The 17,601-nt window shown below is 69.5% G+C and carries 19 protein-coding genes; 1 reads left to right on the forward strand and 18 read right to left on the reverse strand.

Translation table 11 applies throughout. From position 1 onward, the window contains the following. Positions 1–77 precede the first annotated feature (77 nt). The 15 genes from ABIC61_RS02170 to ABIC61_RS02240 all read right to left on the reverse strand — a co-directional run bounded on the left by ABIC61_RS02170 (position 78) and on the right by ABIC61_RS02240 (position 12,530). Positions 78–899: a PP2C family protein-serine/threonine phosphatase gene (locus ABIC61_RS02170; protein WP_354028643.1), complete on the reverse strand. Its 822-nt coding sequence runs from the start codon at positions 897–899 to the stop codon at positions 78–80. Between the two features lie 3 nt (positions 900–902). Then, positions 903–1,634, reverse strand: a complete 732-nt coding sequence (locus ABIC61_RS02175) for an FHA domain-containing protein (protein WP_354028644.1) — start codon at positions 1,632–1,634, stop codon at positions 903–905. Between the two features lie 55 nt (positions 1,635–1,689). Further along, positions 1,690–2,247, reverse strand: coding sequence for a hypothetical protein (locus ABIC61_RS02180; protein WP_354028645.1), 558 nt, complete (start codon positions 2,245–2,247; stop codon positions 1,690–1,692). A 103-nt stretch (positions 2,248–2,350) separates the two neighbouring features. Continuing rightward, positions 2,351–3,124 carry a YaaA family protein gene (locus tag ABIC61_RS02185; protein WP_354028719.1) on the reverse strand — a complete coding sequence of 258 codons (774 nt, stop codon included), beginning with the start codon at positions 3,122–3,124 and terminating at the stop codon, positions 2,351–2,353. After that, on the reverse strand, positions 3,121–3,384 hold the full coding sequence (locus ABIC61_RS02190) for a F0F1 ATP synthase subunit epsilon (RefSeq protein ID WP_022905458.1): 264 nt from the start codon (positions 3,382–3,384) through the stop codon (positions 3,121–3,123). The genes ABIC61_RS02185 and ABIC61_RS02190 overlap by 4 nt, the downstream gene beginning before the upstream one ends. 1 nt (position 3,385) lies before the next feature. Further along, positions 3,386–4,840, reverse strand: coding sequence for a F0F1 ATP synthase subunit beta (atpD, locus tag ABIC61_RS02195; RefSeq protein ID WP_022905457.1), 1,455 nt, complete (start codon positions 4,838–4,840; stop codon positions 3,386–3,388). A gap of 47 nt (positions 4,841–4,887) precedes the next feature. After that, positions 4,888–5,790 (reverse strand): F0F1 ATP synthase subunit gamma, encoded by a 903-nt coding sequence (locus tag ABIC61_RS02200; RefSeq protein WP_079236203.1) that lies wholly within the window; start codon positions 5,788–5,790, stop codon positions 4,888–4,890. Continuing rightward, complete coding sequence (atpA, locus tag ABIC61_RS02205; protein ID WP_144749556.1) at positions 5,791–7,419, reverse strand: F0F1 ATP synthase subunit alpha; 1,629 nt, start codon at positions 7,417–7,419, stop codon at positions 5,791–5,793. Between the two features lie 107 nt (positions 7,420–7,526). Continuing rightward, a complete protein-coding gene (locus ABIC61_RS02210; protein WP_354028646.1) occupies positions 7,527–8,321 on the reverse strand; it encodes a F0F1 ATP synthase subunit delta in 795 nt (264 codons plus the stop codon). Positions 8,322–8,323: 2 nt separating this feature from the next. Continuing rightward, complete coding sequence (locus ABIC61_RS02215; protein WP_144749552.1) at positions 8,324–8,878, reverse strand: F0F1 ATP synthase subunit B; 555 nt, start codon at positions 8,876–8,878, stop codon at positions 8,324–8,326. Between the two features lie 9 nt (positions 8,879–8,887). Then, positions 8,888–9,124: an ATP synthase F0 subunit C gene (gene atpE, locus ABIC61_RS02220; protein ID WP_070416292.1), complete on the reverse strand. Its 237-nt coding sequence runs from the start codon at positions 9,122–9,124 to the stop codon at positions 8,888–8,890. A 67-nt stretch (positions 9,125–9,191) separates the two neighbouring features. Next, the gene (gene atpB / locus ABIC61_RS02225; protein ID WP_144749550.1) at positions 9,192–10,052 is read right to left on the reverse strand and encodes a F0F1 ATP synthase subunit A; all 861 of its coding nucleotides are present in this window, start codon (positions 10,050–10,052) and stop codon (positions 9,192–9,194) included. A 104-nt stretch (positions 10,053–10,156) separates the two neighbouring features. Continuing rightward, positions 10,157–10,636 (reverse strand): Cg1360 family ATP-synthase-associated protein, encoded by a 480-nt coding sequence (locus ABIC61_RS02230; RefSeq protein WP_260852477.1) that lies wholly within the window; start codon positions 10,634–10,636, stop codon positions 10,157–10,159. Beyond that, on the reverse strand, positions 10,633–11,859 hold the full coding sequence (locus ABIC61_RS02235) for an MraY family glycosyltransferase (protein ID WP_354028647.1): 1,227 nt from the start codon (positions 11,857–11,859) through the stop codon (positions 10,633–10,635). The genes ABIC61_RS02230 and ABIC61_RS02235 overlap by 4 nt, the downstream gene beginning before the upstream one ends. Beyond that, positions 11,856–12,530, reverse strand: a complete 675-nt coding sequence (locus ABIC61_RS02240; protein WP_144749546.1) for an L-threonylcarbamoyladenylate synthase — start codon at positions 12,528–12,530, stop codon at positions 11,856–11,858. Before ABIC61_RS02240 ends, ABIC61_RS02235 begins: the two co-directional genes overlap by 4 nt. A 37-nt stretch (positions 12,531–12,567) precedes the next feature. Here ABIC61_RS02240 and ABIC61_RS02245 point away from each other — a divergent pair, with 37 nt between their 5' ends. Then, positions 12,568–13,218 (forward strand): HAD-IA family hydrolase, encoded by a 651-nt coding sequence (locus ABIC61_RS02245; protein WP_354028648.1) that lies wholly within the window; start codon positions 12,568–12,570, stop codon positions 13,216–13,218. 156 nt (positions 13,219–13,374) lie between these two features. Here the strand turns inward: ABIC61_RS02245 and prmC are convergent, their stop codons facing one another. The 3 genes from prmC to rho are packed head-to-tail and all read right to left on the reverse strand — an operon-like array spanning position 13,375 to position 17,573. Next, positions 13,375–14,244, reverse strand: a complete 870-nt coding sequence (gene prmC, locus ABIC61_RS02250) for a peptide chain release factor N(5)-glutamine methyltransferase (protein WP_354028649.1) — start codon at positions 14,242–14,244, stop codon at positions 13,375–13,377. Between the two features lie 26 nt (positions 14,245–14,270). Then, positions 14,271–15,353, reverse strand: coding sequence for a peptide chain release factor 1 (gene prfA / locus ABIC61_RS02255; protein ID WP_354028650.1), 1,083 nt, complete (start codon positions 15,351–15,353; stop codon positions 14,271–14,273). A 3-nt stretch (positions 15,354–15,356) separates the two neighbouring features. Then, positions 15,357–17,573, reverse strand: coding sequence for a transcription termination factor Rho (gene rho / locus ABIC61_RS02260; RefSeq protein WP_354028651.1), 2,217 nt, complete (start codon positions 17,571–17,573; stop codon positions 15,357–15,359). Between the last annotated feature and the right edge of the window lie 28 nt (positions 17,574–17,601).

Below are 17,601 nucleotides of genomic sequence, written 5' to 3' on the forward strand. Positions count from 1 at the left end.
ACGAACCGTGGGTGACCGACATTCCGCACACCGCATCGGGCAGCGGGTCGGCACTCCCCCAGTTCGGGGGGTCACCCTCAGTGGCGCGGCAGCGTGTCTTCCACGTCACCGTCGTCCGGTGCGTCGTCGACCTGCACGACGACGACCGTCACGTTGTCCCGGCCGCCGGCGACCACCGCGTCGCCCACCAGGCGTTCGGCCAGGCCCTGGGCACTCGGCTCGCGCGCGGCGATGCGACCGATCCCGCCGTCACCGAGCTCCTTGGTCAGACCGTCCGAGCAGACGATGTAGCGGTCGCCGGCACGCAGCGGCAGCGTCCACCAGTCCGGCTCCGGCGGCTCGCCGAAGCCCACGGCACGCGTGATGACGTTGCTGTCGGGGTGGCGTTCGGCGTCCTCCGCCCGCAGCAGCCCGGCGTCCACCATCTCCTGCACGACCGAGTGGTCGACCGTCACGCGACGGAGCACGCCGTCCTCGATCCGGTACGTCCGCGAGTCGCCGACGTTGAAGACGAGGGCGGCCGGCTGACCGTGGGACGCGACGAGGGCGATCCCCGTGACGGTGGTCCCCGCGCCGATCGCGTTGCCGCCGGCGGCACGCTCGATGTCGGCCGTGGCGAGCAGCAGCGCCCGCTGGATGGCCTGCCGCGACGAGAAGTCGCTCTCGGTCGCCTGCTCGAGGCGACGGACGACGGCATCGCTGGCACGGTCGCCCGCGAGGTGACCGCCCATCCCGTCGGCGACGACGAAGAACGGCGCCCCCACGATGTAGCTGTCCTCGTTGTGGTCGCGACGGCGGCCGACGTCGGTCGCCGCTCCCCACGACAGCGTCAGTGTGGCACCGTCGGCACCGGGGACGTCGATGGCGTGCGCAGTCGCTGCTCGGCCGAGTTCGGTCACGTTTCAGGATCGCTCTCTGGGGGTTCGGGGCGTGCCGGCTGGTGGATCGGACGGCCACGTGGGAAGTGGCGGGAGGTCCCCCGCCGTCGGTGCGACCCGGTGGTACGGCGAGAGGACCTCGATGACGTTGCCGTCACCGATCTCGACAACCGTACCCGTCAGGACGACGTTCGAGGCACCGGACGGCATCCGGAACGGCGCTGCGCCGGCTGGTCGCACCACCGTCCCGTTGGTCGACCGGAGGTCGTCGACGACCGTCGCCTCCCCCTCGGCGTGCACGAGCACGTGCGAGGAGGACACCTGACCGGCCGCCGACGGCACCGTCACGAGTTCCGGGGTCGCGCCGCGCAGGATCCGCGGCAGCGTGGGTCGCCGCCCGACGATCACGGGGCGGTCGAGGCGGAGCACGCGGTCACCGATCCGGATCGAGGGCACCCTGGTCTGCGGTGCGGCTGGGTCGGCCTGGAGGCGCGGCTCGGCTCCGACGGACGCGGTCACGCCGTCGTCCGGTCGCGTCGGCGCGCGCACGACCGTGTCGTCGAGCGCGTCGTCGGTCGGGCGCGGCGCGGCGACCGGGCGGATCACGGTGTCGTCGTCCGCACCGATGTCCGGCCGGCCGGGGACCGTCGGGACGGCGCGGATGACCGTGTCGTCGAGGGCGTCGCCCACCCGGTCGCCGGAGGGCTGCACCCGCGGTCGCCGGATGACGGTGTCGTCGATGTCGTCGTCGCGCAACCGAGCCCTCCAAGCGTGGTCGCACACCACCGTAGACGATCCTGTCCCCCGGTCGTCATCGGCGCTCCCACACCGGCCCGCTCCCGGCTCGGACCGAGCGCAGGACGACCGCCGCGAGCGGGTCGCTCGCACAGGTGTCGAGCGCGTGCTGCGCGCGGGTCTGCGCACGAGCGGTCGACCCGAGTGCCCACGAGCACCACGAGGCGATCGCAAGGGCACCGGCTGCGCCCGTCGCGGTGTCCGCCGACGGGTCCTCGGTCCGCCACCGCTGCCAGGCTTCCGCGCACCGGTCTCCTGCGATCCGCACCCGGGCGCGGTCCGGCTCCGGCCCCCAGCCACGCAGCGCCGGCGGCGTCTCGTCGTGGAAGGGGTTGAACGCGACGATGCCACGCGGCTCGGGTTCATCCCGCGCCGCGAGGAAGTCGATCAGCGCGAAGCGGGGCGCGAGCGCCCCGCAGGCGGTCAGCACCGCGATCGCGGCGGTGCGCGGCAGCGGCCCCGCGCCGGGCGCGACGAGCGCCGCGCACGCTGCCGGGAGTGTGACCGCTGCTGCGATCTCACGCGGGTAGCGCACAGCGGCTTCGTCGAGGGTTCGTGTCGTCAGGGGGATCATGTCGACATCGAAACGCACACCGCGCCTCCAGGCAGGCCCGCGGCGGCCGTCTGTGGAAGGCGACCCGCCCCACCCGATCTGTGGAGGAACGAGTCGGCGGGCGTCAGACCGAGGCGGGTTCGAGGCTCTCGGCCACGAGGTCCCACCCTCCTGCATGCTGTTCGAAGACCACGCCGTGCTCGGACGCCCAGTCGACGAGCTCCGCCATCGACGAAACCGCTGCACCGGAACGGCCGAGCAACGCCACCAGGCGGCCCTTCGCGGTCTTGTTCCAGTGGTTCAGGGCCTTCCGGCGCCCGGTGCCGTCCACGCTCACCACGCGCGGCGCGACGGCATGGGACACCGGACCGAGCTGCCGGTACCCCTCGGACCGGAGATCCAGCACGAGGCCACCTTCGGTGCGCTCAGCGATCACGCGCGCCGAGACCCCCGGCCAGTGCGAGGCCAGACGGATGCTGCCGAGCCGCGAGTCGTGCGAGAGCCGGTAGGCCGGGATCGGGTCACCACCGCCGAGGGGGCCGAACATCGCAGACTGCACCACGACGTGGTCGAACCACCACGCACGGGTCACGGCGTCCGCGTCGAGCGCCCCGAGCGGGTCGTAGAGCACCCCGGTGTACCGGTCGATCGCCGGCATCGTGCCCGAGGTGTCGAGTGCGAGGTTGCGGAACCGCTCCTCGATCGACTTCGGGCCGAGCTTCAACGCCGTCCGGGCAGAGGACTCCTCAGAACTGACGGAACGGGCCGCGGTGATCACCGCGGCCCGTTCTGCAGCCAGTTCCGGGAACGACAGCGCACGCAGGTCGAGCGTGCGGTCCGTGTCCCCACCCTCCCGCTTCGTCTCCGAAGGCGGGAGGAGGACGGTCAGTCCGGTCAGGACGCCAGCGCGGCTTGCCGCGCCACGATCGTGACCGTGTCGTGCTCGACCGACAGGAAGCCGTCCTCGGCGTCCGCCGCCACCGTCGAGCCGTCGGCTCGGGTGATGCGGACCTGACCCTGTGCGAGGGTCGCGAGCAGCGGCTCGTGTCCCGCGAGGATACCGATCTGGCCCTCCGTCGTGCGAGCGACGACCATGGTGGCGTCTCCCGACCAGACCTCGCGGTCGGCCGAGACGACGCTCACGGTGAGTGCCGCCATGTCAGCGGTTCTCCTTCTGGATCTGCGCCCACTTCTCTTCGACGTCGTTGATGCCACCGACGTTGAAGAAGGCCTGCACGGCCACGTGGTCGAACTCGCCGTCGGCGATCGCGCGGAAGGACTCGATCGTGTCCTTGAGCGGGACCGTCGAACCCTCGACACCCGTGAACTTCTTGGCCATGTAGGTGTTCTGCGAGAGGAACTGCTGGATACGACGAGCGCGCTCGACCGTGATCTTGTCCTCTTCGGAGAGCTCGTCGACACCGAGGATGGCGATGATCTCCTGCAGTTCCTTGTTCTTCTGGAGGATCTGCTTGACGCGCGTCGCCGTCTCGTAGTGGTCGGCGCCCAGGTACCGGGGGTCCATGATCCGCGACGTGGAGGTCAGCGGGTCGATGGCCGGGTACAGACCCTGCGACGCGATCTCACGGGAGAGCTCGGTCGTGGCGTCGAGGTGCGCGAACGTGGTCGCCGGAGCCGGGTCGGTGTAGTCGTCGGCCGGCACGTAGATCGCCTGCAGCGAGGTGATCGAGTGACCACGCGTCGAGGTGATGCGCTCCTGGAGCACACCCATCTCGTCGGCGAGGTTGGGCTGGTAGCCCACCGCGGACGGCATGCGACCGAGCAGCGTGGAGACCTCGGAACCTGCCTGCGTGAAGCGGAAGATGTTGTCGATGAAGAGGAGCACGTCCTGCTTCTGGACATCGCGGAAGTACTCCGCCATCGTCAGCGCCGACAGGGCCACGCGCAGACGCGTTCCCGGCGGCTCGTCCATCTGGCCGAACACGAGGGCGGTCTTGTCGAAGACGCCCGCCTCTTCCATCTCGCCGATGAGGTCGTTGCCCTCACGGGTGCGCTCGCCGACACCGGCGAACACCGACACACCACCGTGGTCCTGCGCGACGCGCTGGATCATCTCCTGGATGAGGACCGTCTTGCCGACGCCCGCACCACCGAAGAGGCCGATCTTGCCACCCTGCACGTACGGCGTGAGGAGGTCGATCGACTTGATGCCGGTCTCGAACATGGAGGTCTTCGACTCGAGCTGGTCGAAGGCCGGCGCCTTGCGGTGGATCGGCCAGCGCTCGGTGATCTCGAGCTTCTCGTCGGTGTTGAGCACGTTGCCCAGCACGTCGAAGACCTTGCCCTTGGTGACGTCGCCGACGGGGACCGAGATCGGAGCGCCCGAGTCACGGACCTCCTGGCCACGGACCAGACCGTCGGTCGGCTTCAGGGAGATGGCGCGGACGAGGTCGTCGCCGAGGTGCTGCGCGACCTCGAGGCCGATCTCCTGCGACGAGTCACCGATGGTGATGGTCGTGAACAGGAGGTTGTACATCTCGGGGATGGCGTCGTGCGGGAACTCGATGTCGACGACGGGGCCCGTGACACGGGCGATCCGGCCGACACCGGGCGCCGACGACGTCTCGACCGCGGTGGTTGCGGTGTCGGTCATGGCTGGTGCCTTCCTGAGGGTGGGTAACTGTCCGCGAACGACGCGGACTACTTCTTCTTCGACGAGAGGGCGTCGGCGCCGCCGACGATCTCGGAGATCTGCTGGGTGATCTCGGCCTGTCGGGCGTTGTTCGCGAGACGCGTGAAGTCGCGGATGAGCGAGTCGGCGTTGTCGCTCGCCGCCTTCATCGCCTTCTGACGGGCGGCGTGCTCGGAGGCAGCCGACTGCAGCATGGCGTTGAAGATGCGGCTCTCGATGTAGACCGGGAGCAGTGCGTCGAGCACCGCGTCCGCATCCGGCTCGAACTCGTACAGCGGCAGCGGCTCGTCGTTCGACGGTGCCTCGACACCCTCGACGACCTCGAGCGGGAGCAGCCGGACGACCTGCGGCTCCTGCGTGGCGAGGCTCAGGAAGCGGTTGAAGACGATGTGGATCTCGTCCACGCCGCCCTCCGCCGTGTCCTGGAGGAACTTCGCCACGACGGCGTCGCCGATCTCCTTCGCCGTCGAGAACTCCGGCTGGTCGGTGTTGCCGACCCACTGCTGCTCCGACGCACGCTCACGGAACGCGAAGTACCCGACGGACTTGCGCCCGACCAGGTAGAACACGACGTCCTTGCCCTCGCTGCGGAGCAGGGAGGCGAGCTCCTCGCCCTGCTTGAGGACGTTGGTGCTGAACGCGCCGTTGAGACCGCGGTCCGACGTGAACAGCACGACAGCTGCCCGCGTCGACGACTCCGGCTCGGTGGTGAGGACGTGGTCGACGTTCGAGAACGTCGCCACGGCCGACACCGCACGCGTCACGGCCCGCGAGTACGGACCCGACGCGGCCATGCGGGCCTGCGCCTTCTGGATCCGCGACGCCGAGATCAACTCCATGGCGCGCGTGACCTTCTTCGTGGTCTTCGCGGACTTGATTCGCTGTCGGTAGACCCGGACCTGCGCTGCCATCTAGCGACGACCCTTGACGATCTGCTCCTGGTCGACGTCCTCGGCCGAAGCGGCCTCGAACTGCTCGGACCCGAGCGTCTTGCCGTCGCTCGTCTGGAAGCCCTTCTTGAACGCGTCGATCTGCGAACCGAGCTCGGCGACGGTCTCGTCGCTCAGCTGGTTCGTCTCACGCAGCGTGGTCAGGACCTCCGAGTTGCGGCGGAGGTGCTCGAGCAGCTCGGACTCGAAGCGCAGGACGTCGGCCACGGGGACCTCGTCGAGCTTGCCGTTCGTGCCGGCCCAGATCGAGACGACCTGCTCCTCGACCGGGTACGGCGAGTACTGCGGCTGCTTGAGGAGCTCGGTCAGACGCGCACCGCGCTCGAGCTGACGACGCGACGCCTGGTCGAGGTCGGACGCGAACATCGCGAACGCCTCGAGCGATCGGTACTGCGCGAGCTCGAGCTTCAGCGTGCCGGAGACCTTCTTGATCGACTTGACCTGCGCGTCACCACCGACTCGGGACACCGAGATGCCCACGTCGACGGCCGGACGCTGGTTCGCGTTGAACAGGTCCGACTGCAGGAAGATCTGACCGTCGGTGATGGAGATGACGTTGGTCGGGATGTACGCCGAGACGTCGTTCGCCTTGGTCTCGATGATCGGGAGACCCGTCATCGAACCGGCGCCGAGCTCGTCGGACAGCTTCGCGCAACGCTCCAGCAGACGGGAGTGCAGGTAGAAGACGTCACCCGGGTAGGCCTCGCGGCCCGGCGGACGACGCAGGAGGAGCGACACCGCACGGTAGGCCTCGGCCTGCTTCGACAGGTCATCGAAGATGATGAGGACGTGCTTGCCCTGGTACATCCAGTGCTGGCCGATGGCCGAGCCGGTGTAGGGGGCGAGGTACTTGAAGCCGGCCGGGTCGGAGGCCGGAGCGGCGACGATGGTCGTGTACTCCATCGCGCCGGCGTCCTCGAGCGCACCCTTGACGGAGGCGATCGTGGAGCCCTTCTGGCCGATGGCGACGTAGATGCAGCGGACCTGCTTGTTCTCGTCGCCCGACTCCCAGTTGGCCTTCTGGTTGATGATCGTGTCGATCGCGATGGCCGTCTTGCCGGTCTGGCGGTCGCCGATGATCAGCTGACGCTGACCGCGGCCGACGGGGATCATCGCGTCGATGGCCTTGATGCCGGTCTGGAGCGGCTCGTGCACCGACTTGCGGGACATGACGCCGGGAGCCTGGAGCTCGAGGGCACGACGACCCTCGGCCGGGATCTCGCCGAGACCGTCGATCGGTGCGCCGAGCGGGTCGACGACGCGACCGAGGAAGCCGTCGCCCACGGGGGCGGAGAGGACCTCGCCCGTGCGGGTGACTTCCTGGCCCTCTTCGACGCCGGCGAACTCGCCGAGCACGATGGCGCCGATCTCGTCTTCGTCGAGGTTCTGCGCGAGGCCGAGCGTGCCGTCCTCGAAGCGGATGAGCTCGTTCGCCATGACGCCGGGGAGGCCCTCGACGTGCGCGATGCCGTCGCCGGCGTCGATGACGTGCCCGACCTCGGCCGTGGAGGCCTTCGTCGGCTCGTAGTTCGAGACGAAGTCCTTCAGGGCATCACGGATCTCATCGGGGCTGATGGTGATGTCTGCCATGGGATTTTCCTTGTTGGTTTCCGGGGCCCTTCGGCTCCGAGAGGGTGACGCTGCTGACTTGAGCAGTTCCCGTTGTGGACTTGGGAGGAGCGGCTTCGACGGTACGCCTAGCCGGCGAGCTGGAGCCGGAGCTCCGAGAGCCGCGTGGACACGGTGCCGTCGATGACGTCGCCGCCGAGCTGCACCCGGACCCCGCCGACGACCGAGGGGTCGACCACGTGGTTGATGCTGATGTCCTTGCCGTACTTCTCGGACAGGCCGCGGGCGACGCGAGCCGCCTGACCGTCCGAGAGCGGTGCAGCGGTGATGACCGTCGCGACGAGCTTGCCCGCCTGGTCGGCCACGATGCGAGAGGCGTCGCGGACCAGTTCACCGATGCGACGGCCGCGGGGCTGCTGCACGAGGTGCGACAGGATCGCGATCGTCTGCGCCGAGACCTTGCCACCGAGCAGTCGTTCGACCAGTCCGCTCTTCTCCGACGGGCTGCCGAGCTTGGTGCCCAGCGCCAGCTCGAGGTCGGCGTCCGAACGGACGGCGGTCTCGAAGGAGAACAGTTCGGCCTCGATCGAGGTCCCCGACGGTGCCGTGGCGGCGACGGCGCGGATGCCCGCGTCCTCGATGCCGACGAGGAGGTCCTGGTGCGAGGACCAGCGCGAGCCGGCCACCGCGGTCAGGACCGCACGCGTCGCGGCCGACTGGCCGGCGAAGACGCGGTCGATGACGACCTTCTTGCCGGCCGGGTCGGCCGTCGGGTCGGACAGCAGACCGAGCAGCTGCGGCGCACCGGCGATCGCACGCCCTGCGGCGAGGATCTCGGCACCGACGGCGAGGTCGGCTGCACCGCCGAGGTCGGCGAGCACCGCCCTCGTGGACGCCAGTGCTTCTCTGGTGGCGCTGCGCATGCTCAGTGCTCCCCGGTCTTCTCGGCCTGCGAGGCCTCGAGGTCAGCGAGGAAGCGGTCGACGACCGCGTTCGACTTGGCGTCGTCCTTCAGGGACTCGCCGATCACGCCGGACGCGAGGTCGAGGGCAAGGGTGCCCACCTCGGACCGGAGGGACTGGAGAGCGCTCTGACGCTCGGCCTCGATCTGCGCCTGGGCGTTCGCGGCGATGCGTGCTGCATCGGCCTGCGCCTGCTCGCGCAGCTCGTTGCCGATCGCGTTCGCGTCGGCACGGGCCTGCTCACGGATCCGCGACGCCTCGGCACGGGCCTCGGCGAGCTGCTTGTTGTACTCGTCGAGCGCGGCAGCGGCCTGCTCCTGAGCAGCCTCCGCCTTCTTGATGCCACCCTCGATGGCCTCGGTGCGCTCGTCGAGCATCTTCGTGATCCGCGGGATGATGACCCGCCAGAAGACCAGCAGGATGACGATGAACGCGACCAGCGACCAGACGATGTCGTATAGCGGCGGGACGAGGGGACTGTGCGTCTCCTCGGCCGCGATGATGAGTGCGTTCTGCATCGAGAGGCCTTAGTTGGTGAAGATGAAGTACGTGGCGATGCCGATGAAGGCGAGCGCCTCGGTGAAGGCGATACCGATGTACATGAGGGTCGTCAGACGGCCCTGGAGCTCCGGCTGGCGAGCGACGGACTCGATCGTCTTGCCGACGACGATGCCCACGCCGATGGCCGGGCCGATCGCCGCGAGGCCGTAGCCCACCGTCGCGATGTTGCCGGAGATTTCCGCGAGAACGGTCGTTGCGTCCACGTGTTTTCCTTTCAAGATGCGGCCCGGCGGATGCCGTGCCGTATTGGGGGTCAGTACAGGTCGTTGGTCAGTGCTCGTCAGCCAGCGCGAGCTGGATGTACACCGCGGTCAGCAGCATGAAGACGTAGGCCTGCAGCAGCGCGACCAGGATCTCGAAGAAGCTGAACGCGATGCCGAACGCGAGCGTCCCGACGCCGAAGAGCTTGAACAGGCCTTCGCTGTCGAAGAAGAAGAACTGCGTCGCAGCGAAGAACAGGACGAGCAGCAGGTGGCCGACGACCATGTTCATCAGGAGTCGCAGCGTCAGCGTCACCGGGCGGAGCACGAAGGTCGAGACGAGCTCGATCGGCGTCACGATGATGTAGAGCGGCCACGGGACCCCGGGCGGGAACAGCGCGTTGCGCAGGAACGTCCCGGGGTGCTTGCGGAGGCCCGCGTAGATGAACGCGATGTACGCGACGACCGCGAGGATCATCGGGTACGCGATGCGGCTCGTGCCCTGCAGGTTGAACCCGGGGATCAGACCCGTGAGGTTCAGGAACAGCACGGAGAAGAAGATCGTCGCGAGGATCGGCAGGAACCGCTTGCCGTCCTTCTCACCCAGGTTGTCGAAGGTGTTCCGGCGGACGACGTCGAACGCGTACTCGATGAGTGCCTGGCCGCGGCCGGGCACGAGCTTGAGCGAACGGGTCCCGATGATGCCGATCAGCAGCAGGACCGCGACGGCGACGAACCGGATGATGACGAGTCGGTCGATCTCGAAGGGCGTCCCCGCGAAGAAGATCGCATCCGGGAAGAACTCGTTGATCGACGGACCATGGAACTCGGCGGCCTTGCTGCTCCCCGCCGCGACGGTGTTACCCGCAGCGGTGAGGGACAGGGGAAGAGCGTGGGATAGCAGCGCTGTCTCCTGTGTCGGCGCGCGCACGCATGGCACGCGATGGTGGACGTTGTGGAGGCTCGTCCGCTCCGAGCATTGCTCCGGACGCGGACTCCGAGAAGCCTATCAGGTGCGAGAGGCTTCCCGGGCTCTCAGTTGCGGGGTGCGTCCTTCTCAGGAGACGCGGAGTCTCCGGGGAGGGACACCCCGATCGGGATCCGCGCCTTCGCGACGGCGACGACGTCGATCACGAGCGAGCCGACGACGCCGACGATGATCGCGATCGCGAGCACCGGGAAGTCCACCCAGTCACGGTCCCGCAGCAGCACCAGCACGACGATGAAGACGATGAACTTCAGCAGCCAGGTGCCCATCACGATGCCGAAGAACGCACCGGAGATCATCTGCCCCTTCGACACCCGAAGGGCCACGAGCACGCTCACCGCGGTCAGCCCGAGGAACACCACGCTCAGGACGGCACCGAGCAGGCCGCCCACGAGCCCGGGGACGCCGGCGACGAGCAGTCCGACGACTCCCCCGACCACGGCGAGTCCCACGGCGAGGATCGCTCCCCAGGTGATGATGCGGCGGAACACCGGCCGGACGTGGTCGAGCGCGTTCGGTGCGGTCACGTGATGTCTCCTGGGATCGAGCGGTCGTTGGCGGCCCGGTCGAGCGGGTCGAGGCTGGCGTCCACCACGGTGGTGGAGCGGGTGGCGGCCTGGGCGGCGAACTCGGCGCGCTTCCGGCCGAGCGGGGCGAAGGTGGCGACGGCGCACACCGTGAAGCCGACGGCGACGAACACGACGACCCAGTACCAGTCCACGAAGAGGAACAGCAGACAGCCGACGGCGACCGTGGCCGTCCACGCGTAGAAGATCAGCACGGCGTGGAAGTGCGAGTGCCCCATGTCGAGCAGCCGGTGGTGCAGGTGCTTCCGGTCGGCCGAGAACGGGGACTTGCCGGCGCTCAAGCGTCGCGTGACGGCGAGGCCGAAGTCGAGGATCGGCACGATGAGGATCGCGAACGGCAGCAGGATCGGGATGAAGGCCGGCAGGAGCGCCTGGCGTGTCTGCACCGCGGCGGGGTCGATGTTGCCCGTGACGGACACGGCGCTCGTCGCCATCAGGAAGCCCACGAGCAGGGCGCCGGCGTCCCCCATGAACAGCTTCGCCGGGTGCCAGTTCAGGATGAGGAACCCGAAGCAGGCGCCGACGAGCACCGCGGTCAGCAGTGACGGCAGGTTGAAGAAGAACTCGGTCTGCACGACCACGCGGTTGATGAAGAACGTGTACAGGAAGAAGACACCGCCGGCGATGATCGCGACGCCGGCCACCAACCCGTCGAGGCCGTCGATGAAGTTCACGGCGTTCATCACGAGCACCACCGCCAGCACGGTGAAGATCAGGCTCATGTAGGACGAGCCGACACCGAGCGTGTTGCCGATCGGCAGGGACACGATCGCCACGCCCTGCCACGCCAGGATGCCCGCGGCGATGATCTGCCCGGCGAGCTTCGTCATCCAGTCGAGGTCCCAGATGTCGTCCGCGACACCGAGGACCACGATGATCGTCGCTCCCCCGAGCACCGCGAGGACGCGCCCCGGTTCGGAGAACACGAGACGGAAGTAGTCCGTCCCGGCGATCGACGGGAACAGGAACCACGCCGCGAGCAGGGAGACGATCACGCCGATGTACATCGCGATCCCGCCGAGCCGCGGCGTCGGCGTGCGGTGCACGTCCCGCTCACGGACCTTCGGGTACCACTTGTACTTCAGCCCCAGCTTCCACACGAGCCAGCTGACGCAGAAGCTCACCACGGCCGCGATGGCACCGGCGAGCAGGTAGTACTTCATCCGACGAGGTCGGCTCCGACGACCCTGGTGATCTCGTCGTCCGAGATCACGCCGTGACGGACGATCAGGAGCTTCCCGCCGTCGGAGAGTCCCGTGGCGTCGACGATCGTCGAACCCGTGGAGGCCTCGAACCCGTCGTGCGCCTCGATCGGGCCGCCGTCGAGGTACACGGCGACGCTGTCACCGAGCATGGCCTCGGCCTGGTCGGCGTCCATCGCTGCCGGGTCACCCGTGGAGTTCGCCGAGGACACCGCGAGCGGCCCCACTTCTTGCAGGAGCTCGAGCGCGATCCGGGAGTCCGGCATGCGGAGGGCGACGGTGCCGCGCGTCTCGCCGAGGTCCCAGTCGAGCGACGGCTGGGCGCGCAGGATCACGGTGAGACCGCCGGGCCAGAACTCGGCCACGAGGTCGCGCACCTGCTGCGGGATGTCGCTCGCCAGTGCTTCCAGGGTCGGCGGACCCGGGATCAGCACCGGCGGCGGCGACTGGCGGGTGCGGCCCTTCGCGTCGAGCAGGCGCTGGACGGCGGCCGCGCTGAAGGCGTCCGCGGCCACGCCGTAGACGGTGTCGGTGGGGACGACGACGAGTTCTCCGCGCCCGAGTGCGGCACGTGCGAGCCGCATCCCGGTCAGGAGCCCGTCGGAGTCGGTGCAGTCGTATCGGGATGCCATGACTCGACGATGATAGTGCGACACAATGGGTGGCATCGTGAACGAGACGCCTGCGCCCCGACTCCTGTTCCTCTTCGACATGGACGAGGTCCTCGTGCGGTACGACTGGCAGGTGCGGATGGCCGCCCTCGCCGAGTTCACCGGGCACGACTTCCAGGAGCTCCGCCGCCGGTGGTGGGACTGCGGCAACGAGCAGCGTGCCGAGGCCGGCGGGTACGCCGACGGCGACGCGTACCTCGCCGCGTTCGAGGAGGCGATGGGCTGCGACGTGCCCGAGGCCGACTGGGCACGGATCCGCGGTGCCGCGATGACCGAGCTGCCCGAGCGCATCGAGGCGGTCCGCGTGGCGAGCGAGTACGGGCGGGTCGGTCTCCTCACGAACAACGGGCCGTTGGCCGGTCGCTGGATCGACCGCTGGGCGCCGTCCCTGCCGCCGCTGTTCGGCGAGCACCTCGACACCACGAGCAACTTCGGGGCGCGGAAGCCCGAGCCCGAGGTGTTCCTCCGGGCGGTCGAGCACCACGGCGTACCGGCAGAGCGCACGTTCTTCGCGGACGACATGCCGATCAACGTCGAGGGCGCCCGGGGCGTCGGCATCCACGCCGTCCTGGTCGAGGAGCACACCGACCTGCGCGAAGCGGTCCTCGCCTTCGTCGCGGAACAGCACGCCGCAGCCCCCGTCGCGTAGCACCGGGACCGCCCGATCTTTCCCATCGCTCTCGCGATGGAGAGTGGAAACGGGCGTACCGAGCGGAAAGAACCGACCAGGTACGCCCGGAACGACCAGGTGACGTCCGGCAGTGGGCAGCGCCACACCCGGACTGGAGGCGCGGGGCGGCTCGGGCTAGCGGGTCGCGGTGGTCGTGCGGTCGCGTCCCGTCAGGTCCTGGTGCGTCTCCGGGGAACGGAACCCCCGGCGCGCCAGGACCTCGCGGACGCCGGCGCCCTGCGGCTCGGCGTGCTCGATCACGAGGACTCCCCCGGGAACGAGCAGACGCCACGCGGTCTCGGCCAGCGCACGCACGGCGTCGAGGCCGTCCGGCCCGCCGTAGAGCGCCATCGCCGGGTCGTGGTCGCGGACCTCGGGGTCGATCGGCACCGCGTCGTCCGGGACGTACGGCGGGTTCGACACGACGACCGACACGGTGCCGTCGAGTTCGGGCAGCGCGTCGGCGAGGTCGCCCTCGACGAGGCGGACCGTGCCGCCGTGGGCGTCGATGTTCCGGCGGGTCCAGGGCAGGGCCTCGGGCGAGGCCTCGACCGCGTACACGACGGCGTTCGGCACCTCGGTGTCCATGGCGATGGCGATGGCACCGCTGCCGGAGCCGAGGTCGACCGCGACCGGCTCCGGGACGGCGACCGCCCGGAGTGCGTCGATGCCGAACTGGACGACGCCCTCGGTCTCGGGCCGCGGGACGAAGACGCCCGGGCCGACCGCCAGGGTGAGCGCGCGGAAGTACGCCTCGCCCGTGATGTGCTGCAGCGGCTCGCGGGTCGTCCGTCGCGCGACAGCGTGCCGGAAGCGCTCCACGTGCTCGGCCGCGATCGCACCGCCGGTGAGCGCGCGGGCTTGGACGGCGCCGCGCGAGGTGTCAGTCGCCCACGCGAGCAGGAGCTCGGCGTCGACCTGCGGCGTCGGCACGCCCGCAGCACCGAGCGCCGCGGTCGCCTCCCTGAGGAGGCGATCCGCGGCGAACGCTCCGTCACCACCCACGGTGATCCGTGCCTCCAGTCCGACGATCAGGCGTCCTGGTCGCCGATGGCGGCCAGGCGTGCCTCTTCGTCCGCACTGATGGCGGACTGGATGACGGGCTCGAGCGCACCGTTCATCACGCGGTCCAGGTCGTACGCCTTGTACCCGGTGCGGTGGTCCGCGATGCGGTTCTCCGGGAAGTTGTACGTGCGGATGCGCTCCGAACGGTCCATGCCGCGGATCTGCGACTTGCGCGCGTCCGAGGCGATGGCGTCGAGCTCTTCCTGCTGCCGCGCAAGGATGCGGGCACGCAGGACGCGCATGCCGGCCTCGCGGTTCTGCAGCTGCGACTTCTCGTTCTGCATCGCGACTGTGATGCCCGTGGGCAGGTGCGTGATGCGGACCGCGGAGTCCGTCGTGTTGACGGACTGACCGCCGGGGCCGGAGGACCGGTAGACGTCGATCTTGAGGTCGTTCTGGTTGATCTGGACCTCTTCGGGCTCGTCGACCTCGGGGAAGACGAGCACGCCCGTCGTCGAGGTGTGGATGCGCCCCTGGGACTCGGTCGCCGGCACACGCTGCACGCGGTGCACGCCGCCCTCGTACTTGAGGTGCGCCCAGACACCCTGGGACGGGTCGGTCGCGTTCGACTTGATCGCGACCTGGACGTCCTTGTAGCCACCGAGGTCGGACTCGGTGCGCTCGAGCATCTCGATCTTCCAGCCCTTGGACTCGGCGTAGTGCGAGTACATGCGCAGGAGGTCGGCCGCGAACAGCGCCGATTCCTCGCCGCCCTCGCCGCCCTTGATCTCCATGATCACGTCGCGCCCGTCGTCGGGGTCGCGCGGGATGAGCAGCCGCCGGAGACGCTCCTGGCGCTCCGACAGCTGCTCCTCGAGTGTCGGGACCTCGTCCGCGAACGCCTCGTCCTCGCGCGCGAGCTCCTGGGCGGCGGCGAGGTCGTCCCCCGCCGCCTTCCAGGCCTCGTACGCGGACTTGATCTGGTTGAGCTCGGCGTACCGCCGGTTCACCTTCTTCGCCCGGGCCGCATCGGCGTGGAGCGCGGGGTCCGACAGCTGCTGCGTCAGGTCCTCGTGTTCCGCCAGCAGCCCCGCTACCGACTCGAACACGCGTTACTCCTGGTGACCGTTGTGGTGCCCGCCGGTCGTGGGGACCGACTTCTGCACCTGGACCAGGAACTCGACGTTCGACTGCGTCTCCTTCAGGTTCCGCAGCACGATCTCGAGGGCCTGCTGCGGGTCGAGCCCGGCGAGGGCACGACGCAGGCGCCACGTGATCTTGACCTCGTCGGCGGAGAGCAGCTGCTCCTCGCGACGGGTCCCGGAGGCGTTGACGTCGACGGCGGGGAAGATCCGCTTGTCGGCGAGGTGGCGGTTGAGGCGGAGCTCCATGTTCCCCGTGCCCTTGAACTCCTCGAAGATCACCTCGTCCATCTTCGACCCGGTCTCGACGAGCGCCGTGGCGAGGATGGTCAGCGAGCCGCCGTCCTCGATGTTGCGCGCCGCGCCGAAGAAGCGCTTCGGCGGGTACAGCGCCGACGAGTCGACGCCACCGGAGAGCACGCGACCGGAGGCCGGCGTCGCCAGGTTGTAGGCACGGCCCAGGCGGGTGATCGAGTCGAGGAGCAGGACCACGTCGTGGCCGAGCTCGACGAGACGCTTCGCACGCTCGATGGCGAGCTCGGCGACCGTGGTGTGGTCCTCTGCCGGACGGTCGAAGGTCGAGGCGATGACCTCGCCCTTCACCGTGCGCTGCATGTCGGTGACCTCTTCGGGACGCTCGTCCACCAGGACGACCATGAGGTGCGCCTCGGGGTTGTTCTTGGCGATCGCGTTCGCGATGGCCTGGAGCACGACCGTCTTGCCGGCCTTCGGCGGGGAGACGATGAGGCCGCGCTGGCCCTTGCCGATCGGCGACACGAGGTCGATGATCCGCGTGCTGAGCTTGCCCGGCTCCGTCTCGAGGCGGAGGCGCTCGTTCGGGTACAGCGGGGTGAGGTCCTGGAAGTCGACGCGCGCGGCGGCCTCCTCAGCGGTCTGCCCGTTCACCGAGTCGACCTTCACGAGGGCGTTGTACTTCTGACGGCTCTGCTGCTCGTTGTCCCGCGGCTGCTTGATCGCGCCGACGACCGCGTCACCCTTGCGCAGGTGGTACTTCTTCACCTGGCCGAGCGAGACGTAGACGTCGTTCGGGCCCGGGAGGTAGCCCGAGGTCCGCACGAAGGCGTAGTTGTCGAGGACGTCGAGGATGCCCGCGATCGGGATGAGGACGTCGTCCTCGGTGATCTCCGGCTCGAACTCGTCGTTCTGGCCGCCCCGGCCGCGCTTGCGGTCACGCTGGCGACGGCTGCGGCCACCCTCGGTGTCGTCGGCGTTCTGCTGGGCCTGCTGCTGCTTCTGCTGCTGGCCCTGCTTCTGCTGCTGGCCGTTCTGCTTCTGCTCGTTCTTGTCGTCCTGCTGGGCGTTCTTCTGCTCGCCCTGCTGGCCGTTCTGGCCGTTCTTCTGGCCGTTGTCGTTCTTCTGCGCGTTGTCGCGGCCGTTCTGGTCGCCACCCTGCTCGCCGTTCTCGGCGTTCTGCCCACGGCCACGACCGCGGCCACGGCTGCGGCGGCCGCGACGCGAACCGCCCTCGCCCTGCTGGTCGTTCTGGTCGCCGTTGTCGGCGCCGTCCTGCGACTCGCCGGACTGCTCGGCCGACTGCTCCTGCTGGGGCTGGGACTGCGGGGCCTGGTCCTGCTGGTCGTTCGGCTGCTCGGCCTGCGGCGCGTTCTGCTGCTCGGCCTGCTGGTTCTGCTGGCCGTTCTGCTGGCCACGAGCCCCTCGGCCGCGGCGCTGACCGCCGGCCTGGGCTGCTTCCTGGGCGTCCTTCTCGGCACGGACCTGGTCGAGGCCGGCGAGGAGGTCCTCGGTGCCGGTCTGGCCGTGGTTGGTGTGCTCGGCGGCCGAGGTCGGCTCCGCGCTCACGGTGCCGCCGGACGAGGCCCGACGGGAGCGACGGGCCCGAGAGCTGGGCTGCTGCTCGGCCGGGGCGTCGGCGGGGGTCTCGGTCGCCACGGGCGCTTCGGCGGCGGGGGCCTCGGTCGGCTCGGGCAGCGTCGGCTGCTCGACCGGTGCCGACGCCTGCGCCGCGGGGGCTACGGGCGCTTCGGTCGCGGGGGCCTCGTCCGTCACGGGACGCTTGTCCTCGATCGAGGCGATGAGGTCGCCCTTGCGGAGCTTGGAGAGCCCGGTGATGCCGAGCGAGGAGGCGATGCGCTGGAGTTCCGGGAGCCGGAGGGCGCGCAGATCGCTGGGGATCTCCACCTGGGTGGAGTCGTTGACGTTCGTCAAGGTCGGTGTTTCCTTTCGAACCGCAGAC

This window comes from Curtobacterium sp. 1544, from assembly GCF_040544915.1.
Classification (GTDB): Bacteria; Actinomycetota; Actinomycetes; order Actinomycetales; family Microbacteriaceae; genus Curtobacterium; species Curtobacterium pusillum_C.